This is a genomic window from Serratia sp. BNK-17, from assembly GCF_048684935.1.
GTDB lineage: Bacteria > Pseudomonadota > Gammaproteobacteria > Enterobacterales > Enterobacteriaceae > Serratia > Serratia nematodiphila.
Genome location: NZ_JBLQTR010000001.1, coordinates 4,444,783 through 4,463,183 on the forward strand (window position 1 = coordinate 4,444,783; position 18,401 = coordinate 4,463,183).

Below are 18,401 nucleotides of genomic sequence, written 5' to 3' on the forward strand. Positions count from 1 at the left end.
TTTAATGGTCTGTTTTTTAAGCACAATGATGATGGATACTGCCAACACGCCAACCCCCGCCGCCGCGGCCCCGAACGAGCACAGCGCAAACGCGCCGCCCAGCTACGACAGTGCACAGCTGCTCGGCGCCGACGGCATCGCGTTCATTACCCATCAGGGCCAGCGCTATCAACTGCGGCAGACCAAAGCCGGGAAATTGATCCTGACCAAATAACCACAGAATCCTCAAACGCCAGCCACCCCGATCGTTTGATCCAGGCAGCCAGCAAATCTATTGATATGTTTTATTACATACGGAGAGTTGCACCATGCCTCTGACATTTTCCACCCGGCTGCGTTTTTCCGCTTTGAGTCTGGCGATTGCCTGCGCTCTGCCTACGGTGGCCTTGGCACAAAACACCAGCACAACATCCCCTTCCAACGCGGCGCAGGCGAAAAAAGCCAAAGCCGCCGACGAGACCATGACCGTGGTCGCCACCGGCAACCAACGCAGCAGCTTTGAAGCGCCGATGATGGTCACGGTCATCGAAGGCAATTCGCCGGAAAGCCAGACCGCCACCTCCGCCGCCGATATGCTGCGGCGCGTGCCGGGCATCACCGTCAACGGCACCGGGCGCAGCAACGGCCAGGATGTGACGATGCGCGGCTATGGCAAGAACGGCGTGCTGACGCTGGTCGACGGCATTCGCCAGGGGACCGATACCGGCCACATCGGCGGCACCTTCCTCGATCCGGCGCTGGTCAAGCGCATTGAAATCGTGCGCGGCCCTTCTGCGCTGCTGTACGGCAGCGGCGCGCTGGGCGGCGTCATCGCCTACGAGACCGTCGATGCCGCCGATCTGCTGCTGCCGGGCCGCGATAGCGGGTTCCGCGTCTACGGCACTGCCGGTAGCGGCGATCACAGTATGGGCATGGGTGCCAGCGCCTACGGCAAGACCGATAACCTCGACGGCCTGCTGTCGTTCGGCACTCGCGACGTCGGCAATCTGCGTCAGGGCAACGGTTTCGATGCGCCTAACGACGAAACCATCAGCAACGTGCTGGCCAAAGGCACCTGGAAGATCGACGACAATCAGTCGCTGAGCGGCGATCTGCGTTATTACAACAACGACGCCCAAGAGCCGAAAAACCCGCAGACGCCGGACAGCTCGAGCAGCAACCCGAAGACCAACCGTTCCACCATTCAGCGCGACGCTGCTCTGAGCTATAAGCTCAAGCCGGTCGGCCAGGATTGGCTGGACGCCACCGTCAAGCTGTACACCTCGGAAGTCAAAATCAATGCGCACAACGTCGGCGCGACCGACGAATTCCGCAAGCAGACCACCAACGGCGGCAAGCTGGAAAATCGCACGCGCCTGTTCGCCGACAGCTTTGCGTCACACCTGCTGACCTACGGCTCCGAGGTCTATGAACAGAAACAGCAGCCGGGAGGCGCCACCACCAGCTTCCCGCAAGCCAAGATCAACTTCGCCTCCGGCTGGCTGCAGGATGAAATTACGCTGCGCGATCTGCCCATCACGCTGCTCGCCGGCACCCGCTATGACAATTACAAAGGTTCAAGCGACGGTTATGCCGATGTCAATGCTGACAAGTGGTCGTCACGCGGCGCAGTCAGCATTACCCCCACCGATTGGTTGATGCTGTTCGGCTCCTACTCTCAGGCGTTCCGCGCGCCGACGATGGGTGAGATGTACAACGACTCCAAACACTTTTCGATACCCATGGGGCCTACCACCCTCACCAACTATTGGGTGCCTAACCCAAATTTGAAACCAGAAACCAACGAAACCCAAGAGTACGGATTTGGTCTGCGTTTCGATGATTTGATGCTGGCCGATGATAGCCTGCAGTTCAAAGCCAGCTACTTCGATACCAAGGCTAAGGATTACATCACTCCCGATTACACCATGGAGATAGGACGTGGGCCACGCGGGCCTTACTGCATCAGCTGCACCACATTTTCAACCAACGTCGATCGCGCCAAGATCTGGGGATGGGACGCGGCACTCAGTTATAAAACACCGTGGTTCGGCTGGGACTTGGCCTATAACCGCACCCGTGGCAAAAATGAAGCGACCGGTGAATGGCTGGCCGACATCAACCCGGATACCGTCACCAGCTCGCTGGACGTGCCACTGGGCGAAACCGGTCTGTCCGTCGGCTGGGTCGCCACCTTCGCCGAGCGCGCCAAGCGAGTGCCCGCCACCTACTCGGAACAAGGCGGATACGGCGTCAACGATTTCTATCTGAGCTATAAGGGCCGCGACCGCCTGCAGGGCGTCACCACAACCGTGGTGCTGGGCAACGCCTTCGACAAAGAATATTACTCGCCGCCGGGCATCCCGCAGGATGGCCGCAACGCCAAACTGCTGGTCAGCTACCAGTGGTAATCATTTGACTATCTGGCGGACAACCCGGTTGTCCGCCGTTCGCATTACAGCGCAGGAGAATCCCGCATGAGCAACACCCTATACGAACGCTACCAACAGGCCAAAATCGACCACCCCGGCAAATACGCCCGCGATCTGGCGGCGATCCTCGGCGTCAGCGAAGCGGAACTGACGCACGCCCGCGTTGGCCACGACGCCCGCCGCCTGCAGGCCGACGCGCGCACCCTGCTGACCGAGCTTGAGCAAGTGGGCGTCACCAAATCCATCACCCGCAACAGCTATGCGGTGCATGAGCAGATGGGCCGCTACCGCAACCAGCACCTTAACGGCCACGCCGGGCTGATCCTCAACCCGCGCGAGCTGGATCTGCGTCTGTTCCTCAACCACTGGACCAGCGTTTTCGCCATGAGCGAAACCAACAAACGCGGCGTGCGCCACAGCATCCAGTTCTTCGACCAACAGGGCGATGCGCTGCACAAGGTCTACACCACCGAGGAAACCGATCTGCCGGCCTGGATGGCACTGGTGGAGCGCCATCTGAGCGAAGAAAACCCGGCGCTGGCCCTACAGCCCGCCGAGGCGAGCACCTCGGATGAAACGACGCAGGATCATGCCAAAATCGACGCTGAATGGCGCGCGATGACCGACGTTCACCAGTTCTTCCAGCTGCTGAGCCGCAATAAACTCACGCGCCAGCAGGCCTTCCGCGCCGTCGGCGACGATCTGGCCTATCAGGTGGACAACAGCGCGCTGTCGCAGCTGCTGGAAGCGGCGCAGCAGCAGCAAAACGAGATCATGATATTCGTCGGCAACCGCGGCTGCGTGCAGATTTTCACCGGCCAGATCGAACGTTTGATGCCGCAGGAAGGTTGGATCAACGTGTTCAATCGCCGCTTCACGCTGCATCTGATTGAAGGCGCCATCGCCGAAAGCTGGATCACCCGCAAACCGACCAAGGACGGCATCGTCACCAGCCTGGAGCTGTTCGCCGCCGACGGCACGCAGATTGCGCAGCTGTATGGCCAGCGTACCGAAGGTCAGCCGGAACAAACCCAGTGGCGCGAGCAGGTTGCCGCGCTCGCCGCCAAGGACATCGCCGCATGAAATCTTCCTTAATCCGCCGCCTGGCGCTGATGATGACGCTGGCGCTGCCGCTCACCGCCGCGGCGGCACAGCGCATCGTCTCGATCGGCGGCGACGTGACGGAAATCGCCTTTGCGCTCGGCGCCGGCGGCGACGTGATCGCCCGTGATAGCACCAGCCTGCACCCGGAAGCGGTGAAAAAGCTGCCGGACGTCGGCTATATGCGCCAGCTGAACGCCGAAGGCATTCTGGCGCTGAAGCCGACGCTGGTGCTGACGACCGAGCTGGCACAGCCGGCGCTGGTGCTCAAACAGCTGGCGGACAGCGGCGTCAAAGTGGTCAGCGTGCCGGGTGACACCACCCTGCAGGCGGTGCCGCAGAAGATCGCCGCGATCGCCGCCGCGTTGCAACGCGTTGAGCAAGGCAAACAGCTGAGCGAGCGCTATCAACAACAGCTGGCGGCGGTCGACACCTCTCCGCTGCCGGTGAAGGTGTTGTTTGTCATGAGCCACGGCGGCATTACACCGATGGCGGCCGGGCAACACACCGCCGCCGACGCGGTGATCGCCGCCGCCGGCCTGAAAAACGCCATGCAGGGCTTTGACCGCTACCGCCCGCTGTCGCAGGAAGGCGTGATCGCCAGCGCGCCGGATCTGTTGCTGGTCACCACCGACGGCGTGCGCACCCTCGGCGGCGAACAGCAGCTGTGGACGCTGCCGGGCCTGGCGCTGACGCCGGCGGGCAAGCAGCGGCGCGTGCTGATCGTCGATGACATGGCGCTGTTAGGCTTCGGCCTGGAAACGCCGGCGGCGCTGGCCAAGCTGCGCCACGCGGCGGAGCAAAAGTAATGCGCTGCCGCACCTCGCCTCAGTGGGCCATCATCGGTCTGCTGGTGCTGCTGACGCTGCTGGCGCTGGTCGCCGCCAACCTGGGCGCGCTGACGCTGTCGTTTCGCACCCTGTGGCGCGAACCGTTCAGCGACGCCGCCTGGCACATCTGGCTGAATATCCGCCTGCCGCGCGTACTGCTGGCGGTGGTGATCGGCTGCGCGCTGGCGGTGTCCGGCGCCGTGATGCAGGGGCTGTTCCGCAACCCGCTGGCGGATCCTAGCCTGCTGGGCATCAGCAGCGGCGGCGCGCTGTTTGTCGCGCTGTTCATCGTGATGCCGCTGGCGTTGCCGGTGACGATCGCGCTGTACGGCCATATGCTGGCGGCGTTCCTCGGCAGCCTGCTGGTATCGTTATTGATCTACGGCATCAGCCGCAGCGGGCATGGCAATCTTTCGCGACTGCTGCTGGCGGGCATCGCCATCAACGCCCTGTGCATGGCGGCCATCGGCGTGCTCTCCTACGTCAGCAGCGATCAACAGCTGCGCCAGTTCTCGCTGTGGATGATGGGCAGCCTCAGCCAGTCGCAGTGGCCGACGCTGGCGGTTTCCGCCTCGCTGATTTTGCCTACGGCGCTGCTGACGCTGCTGCAGGCACGCCGGCTGAACCTGTTGCAGCTGGGGGATGAAGAGGCCCACTACCTCGGGGTGAATGTCCAGCGCGCCAAGCTGCAGCTGCTGTTGCTGAGCGCCCTGCTGATCGGCGCGGCGGTGGCGATGAGCGGCGTGATCGGCTTCGTCGGTCTGGTGGTGCCCCATCTGGTGCGCATGCGCCTCGGCGGCGATCACCGCTGGCTGCTGCCCTGCTCCGCGCTGGGCGGCGCCTGCCTGTTGCTGGTCAGCGATACGCTGGCGCGCACGCTGGTGGCGCCGGCCGAAATGCCGGTGGGGTTGATGACCAGCCTGATCGGCGGTCCTTACTTCTTGTGGCTGGTGATGCGCCAGCGGGAGCGAACCGGTGGATAACGCCGCCTGCCTGACGGCCCGAGAGCTGCGTTACAGCCTCGGTGCGCGCCGCCTGATCAACGACGTTTCGCTCAGCCTCGCCGGCGGTGAAATGGTGGCGATTATCGGCCCTAACGGCGCCGGAAAATCGACGCTGCTGCGCTTGCTGACCGGCTATCTGACGCCGGACTGCGGCGAATGCCGGCTGCTTGACCGCCCGCTGGAACACTGGGCACCGCAACAGTTGGCCAAAGTCCGGGCCGTGATGCGCCAGTACAGCGATCTGGCGTTTTCCTTCAGCGTGGAAGAAGTGGTCAGCATGGGGCGGGCGCCGCACGGCAAACGCGACCAGCACCAGGCGATCCAGCAGGTAATGGCGCAAACCGACTGCCTGGCGCTGGCGCAGCGCGACTACCGTCAGCTTTCCGGCGGCGAACAGCAGCGGGTGCAACTGGCGCGGGTGTTAGCGCAGCTGTGGCAGCCGCAACCGTCCCCCGCCTGGCTGTTTCTCGACGAGCCGACCTCGGCGCTGGATCTGTACCACCAGCAGCACACCCTGCGCCTGCTGCGCTCGCTGACGCGCCAACAGCCGTTGGGCGTCTGCTGCGTGCTGCACGATCTTAATCTGGCCGCGCTGTACGCCGATCGGATCCTGCTGTTGCATCAGGGGCGCCTGGTGGCGAGCGGCACGCCGCAGGAGGTGCTGCAGACAGAGATCCTCACCCGCTGGTATCAGGCCGATCTCGGCGTAGTACATCATCCCGAAGTGCCGCTGCCGCAGGTCTACCTGCGTCAATAACGTCAAGGGCGCCATTAGGCGCCCTTTTTCATCTCAGCTGGAGCAGGAAATCTCCAGATGCTTGCCCCAGTCCGGCGGCAGCGCGGCGAGATCGTCATACTCCGGCGCATCGTCGAACGGCCTCAGCAGAGCCTGATGCAACCGCTGCAAACGGCCGACGTCGTCTTTCTCCGCATCCTCAATCGCCTGCTGCGCCAGATAGTTGCGCAGGATCAGGCGCGGGTTCACCGCCTTCATCGATCGTTGCCGATCCGCATCGCTCACCTGCTCCTGTTGCAAACGCTGACGATACTGCTGATACCAGGCATCGAACGCCGCACGGTCAATAAACTCGTCGCGCAGCGGCGACTGCGCCTGCTGCTGTTCGGTCTCGCTCAACAGGCGGAACGTGCGGGTATAGTCCCGCCCTTCCTGCGCCATCAGGCTCAACAGACCGGTGAGCACGTCATTATCCTGCGCCGTCGGCGTGAAGAAGCCGAGTTTGGCGCGCATCTGTTCACCGTAAGCGCGCATCAGCGCCGGTTCATACGCCGCCAGCGCCTGCTGCAGCTGTTCAGTGCTCATCAACCCCGACAGTGTTTGCGCCAGGCGATGCAGGTTCCACAGCGCCACCGCCGGTTGATTGTCGAAAGCGTAGCGCCCCTGATGGTCGGAGTGGTTACAGATATAGCCGGGCTGATAGTCATCGAGGAAGCCGTAAGGGCCGTAATCGATGGTGATGCCGAGAATCGACATGTTGTCGGTATTCATCACGCCGTGGGCGAATCCGACGGTTTGCCAATGGGCGATCAGGCGCGCCGTACGTTCGACCACGTCGGTAAACCACATCAGGTAACGCTCGGCCTGATCCTGCAACTGCGGCCAGTGACGGGCGATGACGAAATCCGCCAGCTGCCGCACCTGCTCCGGCTGTTTGCGGTAGTAAAAGTGTTCGAAGTGGCCGAAGCGCACATGGCTTTCCGCCACCCGCAGCAGCATCGCGCCGCGTTCCGGCTGCTCGCGATATACCGGTTGTTGACTGGTGACAATAGTTAACGCACGCGTGGTGGGGATCCCCAGATGGTGCAACGCCTCAGAGGCCAGAAACTCGCGGACAACCGAACGCAGCACCGCGCGGCCATCACCCATGCGTGAATACGGCGTCAGCCCGGCGCCCTTCAGGTGCCAGTCGCGGTGACTGCCGTCCGCCATGACCTGTTCGCCCAGCAAAATGCCGCGGCCATCGCCCAGTTGCCCGGCCCACACGCCGAACTGGTGGCCACTGTACACCTGCGCCAGCGGCTGCATGCCCGGCAGCAGCGTTTCTCCCGCCCAAATCGGGGTTTTATCCTGAGTAAACCAACTTTCATCCAGCCCCAGCTCGCGCGCCAGCGGCTCGCTATGGTACAGCAGGCGCGTATCCTTGAGCGGCGTCGGATTCAGAGCGGTGTAGAAACCAGGTAACTGTTGGTAGTAAGCGTTATCGAACTGCGGCATAGGCCCTCCGTTTCAGCGTAGTGTAGAGCGTGAACGGGCGGATTAACACCGAAGGAATGCAGGGAGAACGCATCCGCCTGCCGTCAGGACGGATGCAGGGAGTTTGGCGCTTCCGCCTGGCGGTGGGAACGCGGTTTAACGCTGGCGGACAAACGCGATTATCAGCCCCAAACGAGGTGAATAACGACGGCGGAATCACGTTAACCTCACCCCGCGCATTATTTACCTCATAGGGTGTAGTTTTTTATATCACTTCTTAATTATTGAACTCGCTGGGCATCGTTAGCAAAGCTTGCAGATTATCCACACCAACGCTGGGCCATAAAAAACCTTGCAGGCCTAAAACACCGGCGTATCTGAGTTTATTAAAATACTCTTTTTTCTCTATTCCTCCGACGATCACGCCGTTACATAACAGGTTGATATTCTTTAACAACGAGTCAATGACCACGTCATACCCCTGATGGGTAAACAGCTGCCAGTAAAAACGTTTGTCTATCTTTACGTAGTCAAACAAACCATCGTACAACGCGGTCAACGTGGCCTTACCGGAACCGAAATCATCGAGCCACAGCGTAAACATTTCGCTTAATCGCCGCACGCTCGGGTTGTTCTTACCGGCCGAAAGATTCGGAAAACTCTCACTCATTTCAAATGCAATAAAAGGATATTGCCCGATCCTTTGGCACAACGCCGAATCGGAAAGAATAAGCTCAACGATGGTTTCTTCGATATTGATGGTCAACTGTACGTTGTTATCGGTAAACCAAGCCGCATGCTGCTCCGCAAGTTTCAGTTGCTCATTAAATAACTCAATCCTTTGTTCAGGCGCCAATAAATTAATCCCAATTTCGGCCGGCATGGCTAAATCACCGTCGAGACTGTTGAAACGGCTCAACATTTCCACCGCCAACAGCCCGCCCTCCATTGAGTAAACAGGTTGAAAAACATAGCTACTAATAAAGTCAGCTTCGAGTTGGATGTTCATTTTAATGCCACAGGATGAATGGCTAGCGTATCATCGTATATCAATATATTTTATCGATCAATCCCTCTGGGATTAATCGGAAATATCAATGTAAATACCCATGAAATATCATTTAATTGATAGATTAAAGCTATACGACAATCGTAAAAGGCGCAAAGAAAAGCAGCCGGACTTATGCCAAGGTAGCCGCCAAACGCGTTATGCGAAAAGGTATTTGACTTAAGTTGAATGGATTTATGGCTAAATTTGACTTATCTCCTTTGTTTTATTTAAGAAAAATCCTAAATAAAGTAAAATAATCTTTCCTTCTTAACGCCAATTTTCCCTGCCGTTAACGACGACTGATTAAATTTAATAACGCATCAATTCCGCCCGTTATTCGCGGCATTGAAAACGTAAAAAAATGCCCACCTTGATTTTCAGAAAATCTGCGCTACCACCATGCAAAACGTCGATTTCAGCGATAAAAAAAGGGATGAGCACGCTCATCCCTTCATCACCAGGCCTGCGCTAGCGGATCGTTTCGCTCAGCCATTGCCGCAGCTCGGTTAATTCGGCCGCCTGCTGAGGATAGTCCGCCATCAGCCGGTCACAGCAAGCGGCAACGGACTCGCTTCGATACGCGCAGCCCGCCAGAATCTCCGCCAACCGCTGCAGCGGGGCGGGATTCAGGCTGTCGGTGAATACCTGCGCGCGAACAATCGCCCCCTTCTCCACATCGAAGAACAGGTCTACGCCGCCCCAGACAAAACGCTCGTTGAGCAAGTGGCTGAACGCCGGCGCCTTGCCAAAATTCCATTCCCAACTGCTCTGTTTGGCGAACTGCGCGGCAAAATCGGGCAGATCGGGGAATACATCCGGCGAAATGATCTCCGGCTCGGCCGTTTCGCCATAGTGGGCGAAGAAGGCCTGCACGATAGCGTCGCATACCTGCTCATGGCTGATGCCCGGCAAAAACTCCGCCAGGTTGGCGACGCGCGAACGCACCGAAGTGATACCCTTGGCCTGCAGCTTTTTGGGATCCGGGTTCAGGTAGTCCGCCAGCCGTTCCAGATCGGCATTCAGCAGCAGCGTGCCATGGTGGAAACCGCGATCCTGCGTTTCTCGATAGGCCGAGCCGGATATTTTGCGCGGCCCGTCGGCGGTTTCCATCACCAGATCGTTGCGCCCCGACGCGCCGGCTGTGACGCCCAACTGCCGCAGCGCTTGCAGAATGATGTCGGTCGAGACGCTCTTGTCGTAGCCCGGTTTGCCGGCCATAAAGGTGAAGCAGGTATTGCCCAGATCGTGAAATACCGCCCCGCCGCCGCTGCTGCGCCGCGCCAACCGAATGCCGTCCTGCTCCATACGCCGGGTATTGCACTCTTTCCAGGGGTTCTGCGACTGGCCAATCACCACCGTTTCGGCATTGCGCCACAGGAAGAGAATTTTTTGCGTGGTCATTTCGCGGAAGATGCACTCTTCCACCGCCAGGTTGAACCAGGGATCGTAGGAGTCGGAGATCAGTAAACGCAGGCTGTTCATGGCAGGCACCGTTCAAAACACGAGATGCCGCCATGATACACCAAATCAACGGGTTAAGGCTAAATGCGTCGCGCCTGCCAGTACACCCGCTTCCAGTAGACGTTATCGAGCGAGGAGCGGATCACCCCGCGGCTGGTCGACGCGTGGATAAATTGGTCGTTGGTATCGTAAATGCCGACGTGCAGGCCGTTCTCTCCGCCGCCGGTTTTGAAAAACACCAGATCGCCCGGCATCAGCTCATCGCGTGAAACCTTGGTGCCCAGTGAGGTTTGTTCTTCGGTCGAACGCGGCAGTTGCATGTCGAAGCGATCGCGGAACGTGCGGTAAACAAAGCCGGAACAATCTACGCCGCCGCGATCCAGACCGCCGTAACGGTATGGCGTGCCGTACCATTGGCGCAACTGTTCGTTGAGCTGGGCCACCACCACGATAGAGTCCGCGAGGCGGCCGCTGGGCGGCGGCGCATGGCTGCTACACCCGGCGAGGATCAAACTGGCTAATAAAAACCACACACGCATCCGCATAATATCCCTTCATTGAACACGTCGCCGCATTATGCCATCCGGTACACCACCACACCGCCTGCGAGGCAAAGCCGGCATCACGTAAGGAGAGCGCCATTTGGCGTTAATTTATCTCCCGCACGGTGAAAAAGGCAAGCGCCATAAGGGAGATAATGGCGGGATCGCCGGTTTTGGCGCTATTGCGGCGATTTTGTCTCGGGTTTGCTGTTAATCAGCCAGACGCCGAACAGAATAAACAGCGTGCCCAACGTTTTCAGCAGCGTAGCGGATTCGTTAAACCACGGCAGGATCACCGCCGCCAGGTAAACCAACGCATAGCTGACGCTCAGCAGAGGATAAGCGCGGTTTAACGGCAGATGGCGCAGCGCAAAGAACCAACACAGCATCGACAGCGCATAACCGAAGATGCCACCGCCCACCGCCAGCAGCGGCAGCCAGTAGTCGCCGATCAGCGCCAACGAGACGTCGGCGAACGACATCAGCGGGATTTGCACCATGCCCCACTTCATCAGCAACTGCGCCAGCGTCACCAGCAACACGCTGGCGGCGCCCCAGGCATAGCCCCTCATGAATGCACGCTCATCAGCAGGATCCCCAGCATAATCGACGCCACGCCGCACCAGTGGCGAACGGTTGTCGGCTCATGAAACAGCCAGCGCGCCGCCAGCGTCACCATTACGAAGTTCAGGCTGAGCATCGGGTAAGCCAGGCTGAGCGGCAGGCGTTGCAACACATTGAGCCACACCGCCATGCCCAGCCCCAACAGCAACACCGCCAGCGCCAACCAGCGCAGCGTCTGTTTCAGCCGCGCCTCGTCTGCCCGTTCCCAGCAGTGCGCCGCCTGTTTCTGGCACAGCTGCCCACCACAGGTGAGCAGGCTGACCACTATCACCAACAAAAAACCGATCATGGTTGCTGTTTATACCACATCAGCACCAGGCGGTTCATACGATCCACCTTGTCTGCGGCCGGCAGCTCCTGCGGCAGCGCTTCATCACGGGACAGCTGCAACACCAGCGACACATTTCCCTGCTTGCGCGCCTGCGCCAGCCACTGCGGGAAGTCGGCATCGCTGATCAGGTGCCCCTTGGCGTCCGGATACTCCAGACCATAGGCCACCTCGCCTTTCTGGCTGTACATCAGCACGTCGCTGCGCTTCAGTTCCCAGGCCAGGCCGGCCGCCAATCCGACGCTGTCGCTCAACACATAGCGGCTGTCGCTCAGTTCGGCCATCGTGGCGCGGGCGAAGTTTTGCGGCAGTTTGGAATCGGTCACCTGTTGCGGAATGGCGTAACCGATCACCAGGCACAGCAGCACCGGGCAAGCCGCCGCCCAGCGCCATTGGCGGCCGTTATCGCGCGCAGAAACCAGTGCGAACAGCAGCCAGCCGCCGAAGGCGATCAGGCCGAGCACTACTTTCGGCCACTCCTGGGGAGTAAACAGATGCGCTTTCGGCAGCAGACCGGAGCTTAACACCACCAGCGCCACGATGCCGATCAGCCCGAACAGGCCGTTCAACCAGGCGTTGGCCTTGAACAGCCTGGCGCGCAGCGTGGCGGCATAGTCTTCCGCATAGGCGGTCATCAGCAGCGCCAGCGGCGCCATGCACGGCAGAATGTAGGTCGGCAGCTTGCCTTTGGCGATGCTGAAGAAGATCAGCGGCATCAGCGCCCAACTCAGCAGGAAGAACAGCTCCGGACGCTGTACGCGCTCGCGCCAACCTTTGAGCAGCGCGCCGGGCAGCAGCGCCAACCAAGGCAGCACCGCCGCCAGCAGAACCGGCAGGTAATACCAGAACGGCGCCTTGTGTTGGGCATTATCTTCGGCGAAACGCTGAATATGCTCGACCCAGAAGAAATAATTCCAGAAATCGGGTTCGCGTTGCGCGATCGCCAGCGCCCACGGCAGGCTGAGCAGCGTAGCGGTCACGATCGCCACCGGGCCATAGCACAGCAGATCCTTGATGCGGCGTTGCTGAATGACAATCGGGATAACCGCGATCACCGGCACCGCCAGCGCCAGGAAGCCCTTGGTCATAAAGCCCATGCCGCAGGCCAGGCCCAGCAAGGCGTAAGCGCCCAGCTTGCCCTTGACCGAGGAGGCCTTCAGCGTCAGGTAATAGCTGACCATCGCCGCCGCCAGCCACAGCGAAATCATCGGATCCAACACGCTGTAAGTGCCGATGCTGAACACCAGCACCATCGACAGGAACATCAGCGCCGCCAGGCTGGCGCGGCGCGCATTGCGCCACATCAGCATCGCCAGCGCGAACACCAGCAATGCGGTCATGCCGGTGCTGAACACCGAGCCGAAGCGCACCGCAAAGTTGTTTTCGCCGAACAGCCATTGGCTGATGTTATTGAACCAGTAACCCGCTACCGGCTTTTCGAAATAGCGCAGCCCCAGCAGATGCGGCACCACCCAATCGCCGCGCTGCAGCATTTCACGGCTGATCTCGGCATAACGCGTTTCATCCGGCTGCCACAGCAGGCGGCCATTAAGCGGGATCAGGTAAACCAGAGAAAAAAAAACGGCCAGCAGAATGGCCCAGGATCCTTTTAGCGCCTTCATGTAACGTCCTTCACATCGGTTTGACAGCCCAGCCAACCTTCGCGGCCGGGGAAAGGAGCGCGCTTGATGCGGCCCAACGGCAGTGACGCCAAATCTTGCGGTAACAGCGCGCTCAGCGGACAGAATTCGATGCCCTGCCGCTGTGCGCGTTGCAATAACTGTTCGAACATCGCCGTCTGCGACATGCCTTCCACTTCGGTGTGAATGGTGTACACCGGCACGCCGCGATCGTTCTCGATGGCGCGCAGAATATAGTCGTTGAAGTCGGCCATACTGACTTCGCTGCCAATCACTTCATCGAAGGTCGGCAACGTCACCGGGATCTGCACCGTACCGTGACGCCCGTCGCTCAGCACCGGACGGAACGGATGAGTGCCGCGGCAATCGCTGTTGTAATGGAAGCCGAAGCGCTGCTTGACCTCCAGCACGCGCGTATCGGCGCGCCAGCCCGCCACGGCGGAGCATTTCACCGGCTGGCCGGTGCAGGCGCTCAGGGCGTCGACACCCAATTGCACCTGCTCGGTCAATTGCGCCTCGCTCCACTTGCCGACCTTGGCCTGCCAGCCCTGGTGATCCCAGGCGTGCAGCCCGACTTCATGGCCAGCTTCGGCGGTGCGCTTCATCAGCGGCCCCAGCGCGCGCGAAATATTGCGCCCCGGCCAGGCGGTGCCGGCCAGCAGAATATCCAGGCCGTACAGCGAGGCGGCGTTCGAACGCAGCATTTTCCACAGAAATTTCGGACGCAAAAGGCGCCAAAGATGGCGCCCCATGTTGTCCGGTCCCACGCTGAAGAAGAAGCTGGCCTGAATGTCGTACTTTTCGAACAGGTCCAGCAACTGCGGCACCCCTTCACGGGTGCCGCTGAAGGTATCTACATCAACCCGCAGACCGACTTTCTTCATGCACCGTTCCCTTCCTGAACGGTTGTGCGCAGGAAGTAGTCCAGCGTATCGGCGACGGTTTGCTTCATCTCGATGGTCGGCTGCCAACCCAGCAGGCGGTGAGCGTTTTTGATGCTCGGCGTGCGGTGCTCGACGTCCTGGTAACCTTTGCCGTAGTAGCTGCTGCTCTCTACGTCCTTGAAGCCGGCAAACGGCGGGAAGCGATCGCGCAACGGGTGGTTGTTGAAGCTTTCCAGCAGCATTTCCGCCAGCTCGCGAATGCTCGCTTCGTTGGTCGGGTTGCCGATGTTGACGATCTGGCCGTCGCACAGGCCGTCGCGGTTCTCGATGATGCGGAACAGCGCTTCGATGCCGTCGTTGATGTCGGTGAAGCAACGTTTCTGCGCGCCGCCGTCCATCAGTTTGATCGGCGAACCTTCCACCAGGTTGAGGATCAGTTGGGTGATGGCGCGGGAAGAGCCGATGCGCGCAGCGTCCAGGTTATCCAGGCGCGGCCCCATCCAGTTGAACGGACGGAACAGCGTGAACTTCAGGCCTTCTTTGGCGCCGTAAGCCCAGATCACCCGATCCAGCAGCTGTTTGGAGACCGAATAGATCCAGCGCTGCTTGTTGATTGGCCCGACGATCAGACGCGAATGGTCTTCGTCGAACTCTTTATCGTCGCACATGCCGTACACTTCAGATGTGGACGGGAAGATGATGCGCTTGTTGTATTTCACGCAGTCGCGAACGATCTTCAGGTTCTCTTCGAAGTCCAGCTCGAACACGCGCAGCGGGTTACGGGTGTATTCGATCGGCGTCGCGATCGCCACCAGCGGCAGCACCACGTCGCATTTTTTGATGTGATACTCGATCCACTCGGAGTGGATGCTGATGTCGCCTTCCACAAAGTGGAAACGCGGGTTGTCGAGGAAGCGGCTGATGGCGTCGGAACCGATATCCAGACCGTAGATGTCGTAGCGGTCATCGCGCAGCAGGCGCTCGGTCAGGTGGTTGCCGATGAAGCCGTTGACCCCGAGGATCAGCACGCGGGTGCGGCGTTTCATTACGGCATTCGGCTTGGCGGCCAAACGCACGTCGGTGACGATACCCATTTCCTGCGCCAGGCGGCTGCCCTGCACATACAGACCGCTGTCGTTCTGACCGGCGACGATCTCCAGCGCACCTTCGCCACAGGCGATGACCAGCGGCGCGGTGCTCAGCACGGTGCCCGGCTGTTTATCGTGTTGGGTGTCCAGCACGCGAGAGCGCCAGACGATCAGCTTGCGCTGGCCGAGGTGGCTGAAGGCACCCGGGTACGGCTCGGTGACGGCGCGCACCAGGTTGTTGATCTCTTTGGCGGATTTGTGCCACAGGATCTCGCCGTCCGCCGGGGTGCGGCGACCGAAGTAGCTGGCCTGAGACTCATCCTGCCGGGTGAAAGTGGCGGTGCCGTTCTTCAGTTTCGGCAGCTGCTCTTTCAACACGATCTGCGCGGCTTCCAGCACTTTTTTGTGCAGCGTCAGCGCGGTGTCGCTGTCGGCAATGGTCACTTTCTGCTGACCGACGATGTCACCGGCGTCCGGGCGTTTCACCATTTTGTGCAGCGTGGCGCCGGTTTCGGTTTCGCCATTCACCAGCGCCCAGTTCACCGGCGCGCGACCGCGGTAACGCGGCAGCAACGAGCCGTGCAGGTTGAAACCGCCCTGCGGCGCCAGCGACAAGATCTCGTCGCTCAGCATGTGGCGGTAATAGAACGAGAAGATCACGTCCGGCTGCAGTGCGCGAATGCGGTCAACCCACAGCGGGTGATTTACGTCTTCCGGCGCATAGACCGGCAGATCCAATTCGGCGCCCAAACGGGCCACAGAGGAGAAGAAGTTGTTCTCACCAGGGTCGTCGGTGTGCGTGAACACGGCCTGCACGTCATAACCCGCCTCAGTCAGCGCTTTCAGACCTGCGCAGCCAATATCATGGTAAGCAAATACAATAGCTTTCATCATTCTTCTTCCTGAGTATTGTGGTCATGCTGTGCACCGACCACTTTCTGAACAAAATAGCGAGGACGCGCACGCACGTCGGTATAGATGCGGCCGATGTATTCACCCAACAGCCCCATGCCGACAAACTGGGCGCCGATAAAGGTGAACAGGACGGCGAAAAGGGTGAACACGCCGCCGGCGGCCCATTCAGGGCCGAGCAGCAGACGCAGCGCAATCAGCACCAGCGCCAGCACAAACCCGGACAGCGCCACGACGCTGCCGACCACGCTGAGCAAACGCAGCGGCGTGGTGGTGAGGCAGGTGATCAGGTCATACATCAGGTTGATCAGCTTCATCAGGCTGTACTTGGAGTCGCCAAACTCGCGCTCAGCGTGGCGCACGTCGATCTCGGTGGTACGGCGGGCGAAGGTGTTCGCCAGAATCGGGATAAAGGTGCTGCGCTCATGACAGTGCAGCATCGCCTCAACGATATGACGACGGTAGGCGCGCAGCATGCAGCCGTAGTCCCCCATCGACTTGCCGGTGGCGCGTTGAATCATCATGTTGATCACGCGCGAGGCACTTTTGCGGAACCAGGAGTCCTGACGGTTGGCGCGCACGGTGCCCACCACGTCATAGCCCTCTTCCGCCACGCTAACCAAACGAGGGATCTCCTCCGGCGGGTTCTGCAGATCGGCGTCCAGCGTAATCACCAGATCGCCGGTCACCTGGTTGAAACCGGCCATGATCGCCGAGTGTTGGCCGTAGTTGCGGTTCAGCAAAACGGCGATCACGTGGCTGCCCGGCTTTTCCGCCGCCGCGGTCAGCATGTCAGCGGAGTTGTCGCTGCTGCCATCGTCGACGAGGATGATTTCATAAGGTTGAGATAACTGCTTACAGGCGGCAGTAGTACGCTCCAGCAACGCCGGCAGGCTTTCCTGCTCGTTGTATACCGGAATGACTACCGACACTTTTTTAATCGGTTCAACGCGAGACACGTAAAGACTCCACAACAGAAGACAAGGCATTGACCACGCGATCCACGTCGGCGTCGGTCATGTCAGGGAATAGCGGTAAGGTGCACAGCCGCGCCGAGTTCCATTCGGTATTCGGCAAAGAAAGCTGTGGATAACGCTCACGGTAGAATTTCTGGGTGTGCGCGGCGCGGAAATGCAGCCCGGTGCCGACGCCAACCTCTTTCAGGCGCTCCATCAGCTGGTCGCGATCGATGCCGCAACGCGCCGGATCGACGCGGACCATGAACAGGTGCCAGGCGTGGTCATGCGGATAATCCGGCACGCCCAACGGTTGGAACGGCGAGCCTTCCAACGCGCTCAGGTAGCGCTGTGCCAGCGCCTTACGCCGTGCGTTCAGCTCAGCGAAGCGCGACAGTTGCACCACGGCGATCGCCGCGTGAATGTCGGACAGGTTGTACTTGTAACCCGGCTCCACCACTTCGGCCTGCGGTTTGCGGCCTAGCTGCTGGCGATCGAAGGCATCGACGGCCAGACCATGGAACTTCAGACAACGCAGGCGATCCGCCAGCGCATCGTCATCGGTGGCGATCAGACCGCCTTCGGCGCAGGTCACGTTTTTAATCGCATGGAAAGAGAAAATCGCCGTGCCGCGTGCGCCGACCCATTCGCCGTTGTAGCGCGTGCCGACCGCGTGGGCGGCGTCTTCGATCAGCGGTAAGCGGTGGCGTTCGGCCACGGCGCGCAGCGCATCCATCTGCAGGGGAGCACCGGCATAATGCACCGGAACAATCGCTTTGGTTTTGGGGGTGATGGCAGCCTCGACATCGGCAGCGCTGACCATCAAGGTCTCACGGTCAACGTCGATCATCACCGGCGTAGCGCCCAGCAGTTCGATCATGTTGAGGGTGGAAACCCAGGTTTGCGAAGGGGTGATGACTTCGTCGCCGGGCCCGATGCCCAGCGCCATCAGCGTGATGTGCATGCCCGCGGTGGCGGAACTGACGGCGATGGCGTGCTTACAGCCGAAAGTGGAACAGAAGTCATTTTCCAGTTGCTGGTTTTGCGGCCCGGTGGTGATCCAGCCGGAACGCAACACTTTCTCTACCGCGGCGATTTCTTCGTCGCCAATGGCCGGACGAGAGAAAGGCAAAAATTGATCCATAGTTAACCCCAAACGTATCGAACTGCTTTTGATGACACTGTAAATCCCTTTCGTTTAACGAATATTAAACGCCAGAGAAGAATCGTTTCCGTGGATTAACTGCCAATGTAAGGCCGCAAGCTTAACTAAACCTTAAGACGAGGCTTGTCATCAGTAAGAGAACTGATGGATAGGCGCTGTCATCATTAATTTAAATTTATTATGTAAATCAGG

Annotated in this window: 17 protein-coding genes; 6 read left to right on the plus strand and 11 right to left on the minus strand. The window is 59.9% G+C overall.

Features of this window, described 5'->3' with window-relative positions:
- The first annotated feature begins 31 nt into the window (after positions 1–31).
- The 6 genes from hemP to ACMGF7_RS21160 all read left to right on the plus strand — a co-directional run bounded on the left by hemP (position 32) and on the right by ACMGF7_RS21160 (position 6,103).
- Positions 32–214: a hemin uptake protein HemP gene (gene hemP / locus ACMGF7_RS21135; RefSeq protein ID WP_004931384.1), complete on the plus strand. Its 183-nt coding sequence runs from the start codon at positions 32–34 to the stop codon at positions 212–214.
- Positions 215–308: 94 nt separating this feature from the next.
- Positions 309–2,390 carry a TonB-dependent hemoglobin/transferrin/lactoferrin family receptor gene (locus tag ACMGF7_RS21140; RefSeq protein ID WP_049239974.1) on the plus strand — a complete coding sequence of 694 codons (2,082 nt, stop codon included), beginning with the start codon at positions 309–311 and terminating at the stop codon, positions 2,388–2,390.
- Between the two features lie 66 nt (positions 2,391–2,456).
- Positions 2,457–3,494, plus strand: a complete 1,038-nt coding sequence (locus ACMGF7_RS21145; protein ID WP_015377711.1) for a hemin-degrading factor — start codon at positions 2,457–2,459, stop codon at positions 3,492–3,494.
- Positions 3,491–4,321, plus strand: coding sequence for a heme/hemin ABC transporter substrate-binding protein (locus tag ACMGF7_RS21150; RefSeq protein WP_085336982.1), 831 nt, complete (start codon positions 3,491–3,493; stop codon positions 4,319–4,321). The genes ACMGF7_RS21145 and ACMGF7_RS21150 overlap by 4 nt, the downstream gene beginning before the upstream one ends.
- Complete coding sequence (locus ACMGF7_RS21155) at positions 4,321–5,325, plus strand: FecCD family ABC transporter permease (protein ID WP_004931394.1); 1,005 nt, start codon at positions 4,321–4,323, stop codon at positions 5,323–5,325. Before ACMGF7_RS21150 ends, ACMGF7_RS21155 begins: the two co-directional genes overlap by 1 nt.
- Complete coding sequence (locus ACMGF7_RS21160) at positions 5,318–6,103, plus strand: heme ABC transporter ATP-binding protein (RefSeq protein ID WP_049239977.1); 786 nt, start codon at positions 5,318–5,320, stop codon at positions 6,101–6,103. Before ACMGF7_RS21155 ends, ACMGF7_RS21160 begins: the two co-directional genes overlap by 8 nt.
- A 33-nt stretch (positions 6,104–6,136) precedes the next feature.
- Here the strand turns inward: ACMGF7_RS21160 and ACMGF7_RS21165 are convergent, their stop codons facing one another.
- The 11 genes from ACMGF7_RS21165 to arnB all read right to left on the minus strand — a co-directional run bounded on the left by ACMGF7_RS21165 (position 6,137) and on the right by arnB (position 18,188).
- Positions 6,137–7,579, minus strand: coding sequence for a protein adenylyltransferase SelO (locus tag ACMGF7_RS21165; protein ID WP_197798827.1), 1,443 nt, complete (start codon positions 7,577–7,579; stop codon positions 6,137–6,139).
- 256 nt (positions 7,580–7,835) lie between these two features.
- Positions 7,836–8,567, minus strand: a complete 732-nt coding sequence (locus ACMGF7_RS21170; RefSeq protein WP_004931399.1) for an EAL domain-containing protein — start codon at positions 8,565–8,567, stop codon at positions 7,836–7,838.
- A gap of 510 nt (positions 8,568–9,077) precedes the next feature.
- Positions 9,078–10,091, minus strand: a complete 1,014-nt coding sequence (locus ACMGF7_RS21175) for a lipoate--protein ligase A (protein ID WP_342134790.1) — start codon at positions 10,089–10,091, stop codon at positions 9,078–9,080.
- Between the two features lie 59 nt (positions 10,092–10,150).
- Positions 10,151–10,615, minus strand: a complete 465-nt coding sequence (locus tag ACMGF7_RS21180; RefSeq protein ID WP_016927954.1) for an NlpC/P60 family protein — start codon at positions 10,613–10,615, stop codon at positions 10,151–10,153.
- Positions 10,616–10,791: 176 nt separating this feature from the next.
- Positions 10,792–11,184, minus strand: a complete 393-nt coding sequence (gene arnF, locus ACMGF7_RS21185; RefSeq protein WP_004931403.1) for a 4-amino-4-deoxy-L-arabinose-phosphoundecaprenol flippase subunit ArnF — start codon at positions 11,182–11,184, stop codon at positions 10,792–10,794.
- Positions 11,181–11,525 (minus strand): 4-amino-4-deoxy-L-arabinose-phosphoundecaprenol flippase subunit ArnE, encoded by a 345-nt coding sequence (gene arnE, locus ACMGF7_RS21190; RefSeq protein ID WP_004931404.1) that lies wholly within the window; start codon positions 11,523–11,525, stop codon positions 11,181–11,183. Before arnE ends, arnF begins: the two co-directional genes overlap by 4 nt.
- Positions 11,522–13,186: a lipid IV(A) 4-amino-4-deoxy-L-arabinosyltransferase gene (gene arnT / locus ACMGF7_RS21195; RefSeq protein WP_049239980.1), complete on the minus strand. Its 1,665-nt coding sequence runs from the start codon at positions 13,184–13,186 to the stop codon at positions 11,522–11,524. The genes arnE and arnT overlap by 4 nt, the downstream gene beginning before the upstream one ends.
- On the minus strand, positions 13,183–14,088 hold the full coding sequence (gene arnD, locus ACMGF7_RS21200; protein ID WP_004931406.1) for a 4-deoxy-4-formamido-L-arabinose-phosphoundecaprenol deformylase: 906 nt from the start codon (positions 14,086–14,088) through the stop codon (positions 13,183–13,185). The genes arnT and arnD overlap by 4 nt, the downstream gene beginning before the upstream one ends.
- Positions 14,085–16,067 (minus strand): bifunctional UDP-4-amino-4-deoxy-L-arabinose formyltransferase/UDP-glucuronic acid oxidase ArnA, encoded by a 1,983-nt coding sequence (arnA, locus tag ACMGF7_RS21205; RefSeq protein ID WP_049240013.1) that lies wholly within the window; start codon positions 16,065–16,067, stop codon positions 14,085–14,087. Before arnA ends, arnD begins: the two co-directional genes overlap by 4 nt.
- Positions 16,067–17,047, minus strand: a complete 981-nt coding sequence (arnC, locus tag ACMGF7_RS21210; RefSeq protein WP_049239981.1) for an undecaprenyl-phosphate 4-deoxy-4-formamido-L-arabinose transferase — start codon at positions 17,045–17,047, stop codon at positions 16,067–16,069. The genes arnA and arnC overlap by 1 nt, the downstream gene beginning before the upstream one ends.
- Positions 17,034–18,188, minus strand: a complete 1,155-nt coding sequence (arnB, locus tag ACMGF7_RS21215) for a UDP-4-amino-4-deoxy-L-arabinose aminotransferase (RefSeq protein ID WP_048323168.1) — start codon at positions 18,186–18,188, stop codon at positions 17,034–17,036. The genes arnC and arnB overlap by 14 nt, the downstream gene beginning before the upstream one ends.
- Positions 18,189–18,401: the final 213 nt, after the last annotated feature.

Excerpts from the sequence above, each read along its gene's own strand:
- ACMGF7_RS21175 (WP_342134790.1), bottom strand. The coding sequence starts at position 10,091 with ATGAACAGCCTGCGTTTACTGATCTCCGACTCCTACGATCCCTGGTTC.
- ACMGF7_RS21155 (WP_004931394.1), top strand. The coding sequence starts at position 4,321 with ATGCGCTGCCGCACCTCGCCTCAGTGGGCCATCATCGGTCTGCTGGTG.
- ACMGF7_RS21150 (WP_085336982.1), top strand. The coding sequence starts at position 3,491 with ATGAAATCTTCCTTAATCCGCCGCCTGGCGCTGATGATGACGCTGGCG.
- ACMGF7_RS21165 (WP_197798827.1), bottom strand. The coding sequence starts at position 7,579 with ATGCCGCAGTTCGATAACGCTTACTACCAACAGTTACCTGGTTTCTAC.
- ACMGF7_RS21145 (WP_015377711.1), top strand. The coding sequence starts at position 2,457 with ATGAGCAACACCCTATACGAACGCTACCAACAGGCCAAAATCGACCAC.
- arnD (WP_004931406.1), bottom strand. The coding sequence starts at position 14,088 with ATGAAGAAAGTCGGTCTGCGGGTTGATGTAGATACCTTCAGCGGCACC.
- hemP (WP_004931384.1), top strand. The coding sequence starts at position 32 with ATGGATACTGCCAACACGCCAACCCCCGCCGCCGCGGCCCCGAACGAG.
- arnB (WP_048323168.1), bottom strand. The coding sequence starts at position 18,188 with ATGGATCAATTTTTGCCTTTCTCTCGTCCGGCCATTGGCGACGAAGAA.
- ACMGF7_RS21140 (WP_049239974.1), top strand. The coding sequence starts at position 309 with ATGCCTCTGACATTTTCCACCCGGCTGCGTTTTTCCGCTTTGAGTCTG.
- ACMGF7_RS21170 (WP_004931399.1), bottom strand. The coding sequence starts at position 8,567 with ATGAACATCCAACTCGAAGCTGACTTTATTAGTAGCTATGTTTTTCAA.
- arnT (WP_049239980.1), bottom strand. The coding sequence starts at position 13,186 with ATGAAGGCGCTAAAAGGATCCTGGGCCATTCTGCTGGCCGTTTTTTTT.
- arnA (WP_049240013.1), bottom strand. The coding sequence starts at position 16,067 with ATGAAAGCTATTGTATTTGCTTACCATGATATTGGCTGCGCAGGTCTG.
- arnE (WP_004931404.1), bottom strand. The coding sequence starts at position 11,525 with ATGATCGGTTTTTTGTTGGTGATAGTGGTCAGCCTGCTCACCTGTGGT.
- ACMGF7_RS21180 (WP_016927954.1), bottom strand. The coding sequence starts at position 10,615 with ATGCGGATGCGTGTGTGGTTTTTATTAGCCAGTTTGATCCTCGCCGGG.
- arnF (WP_004931403.1), bottom strand. The coding sequence starts at position 11,184 with ATGAGGGGCTATGCCTGGGGCGCCGCCAGCGTGTTGCTGGTGACGCTG.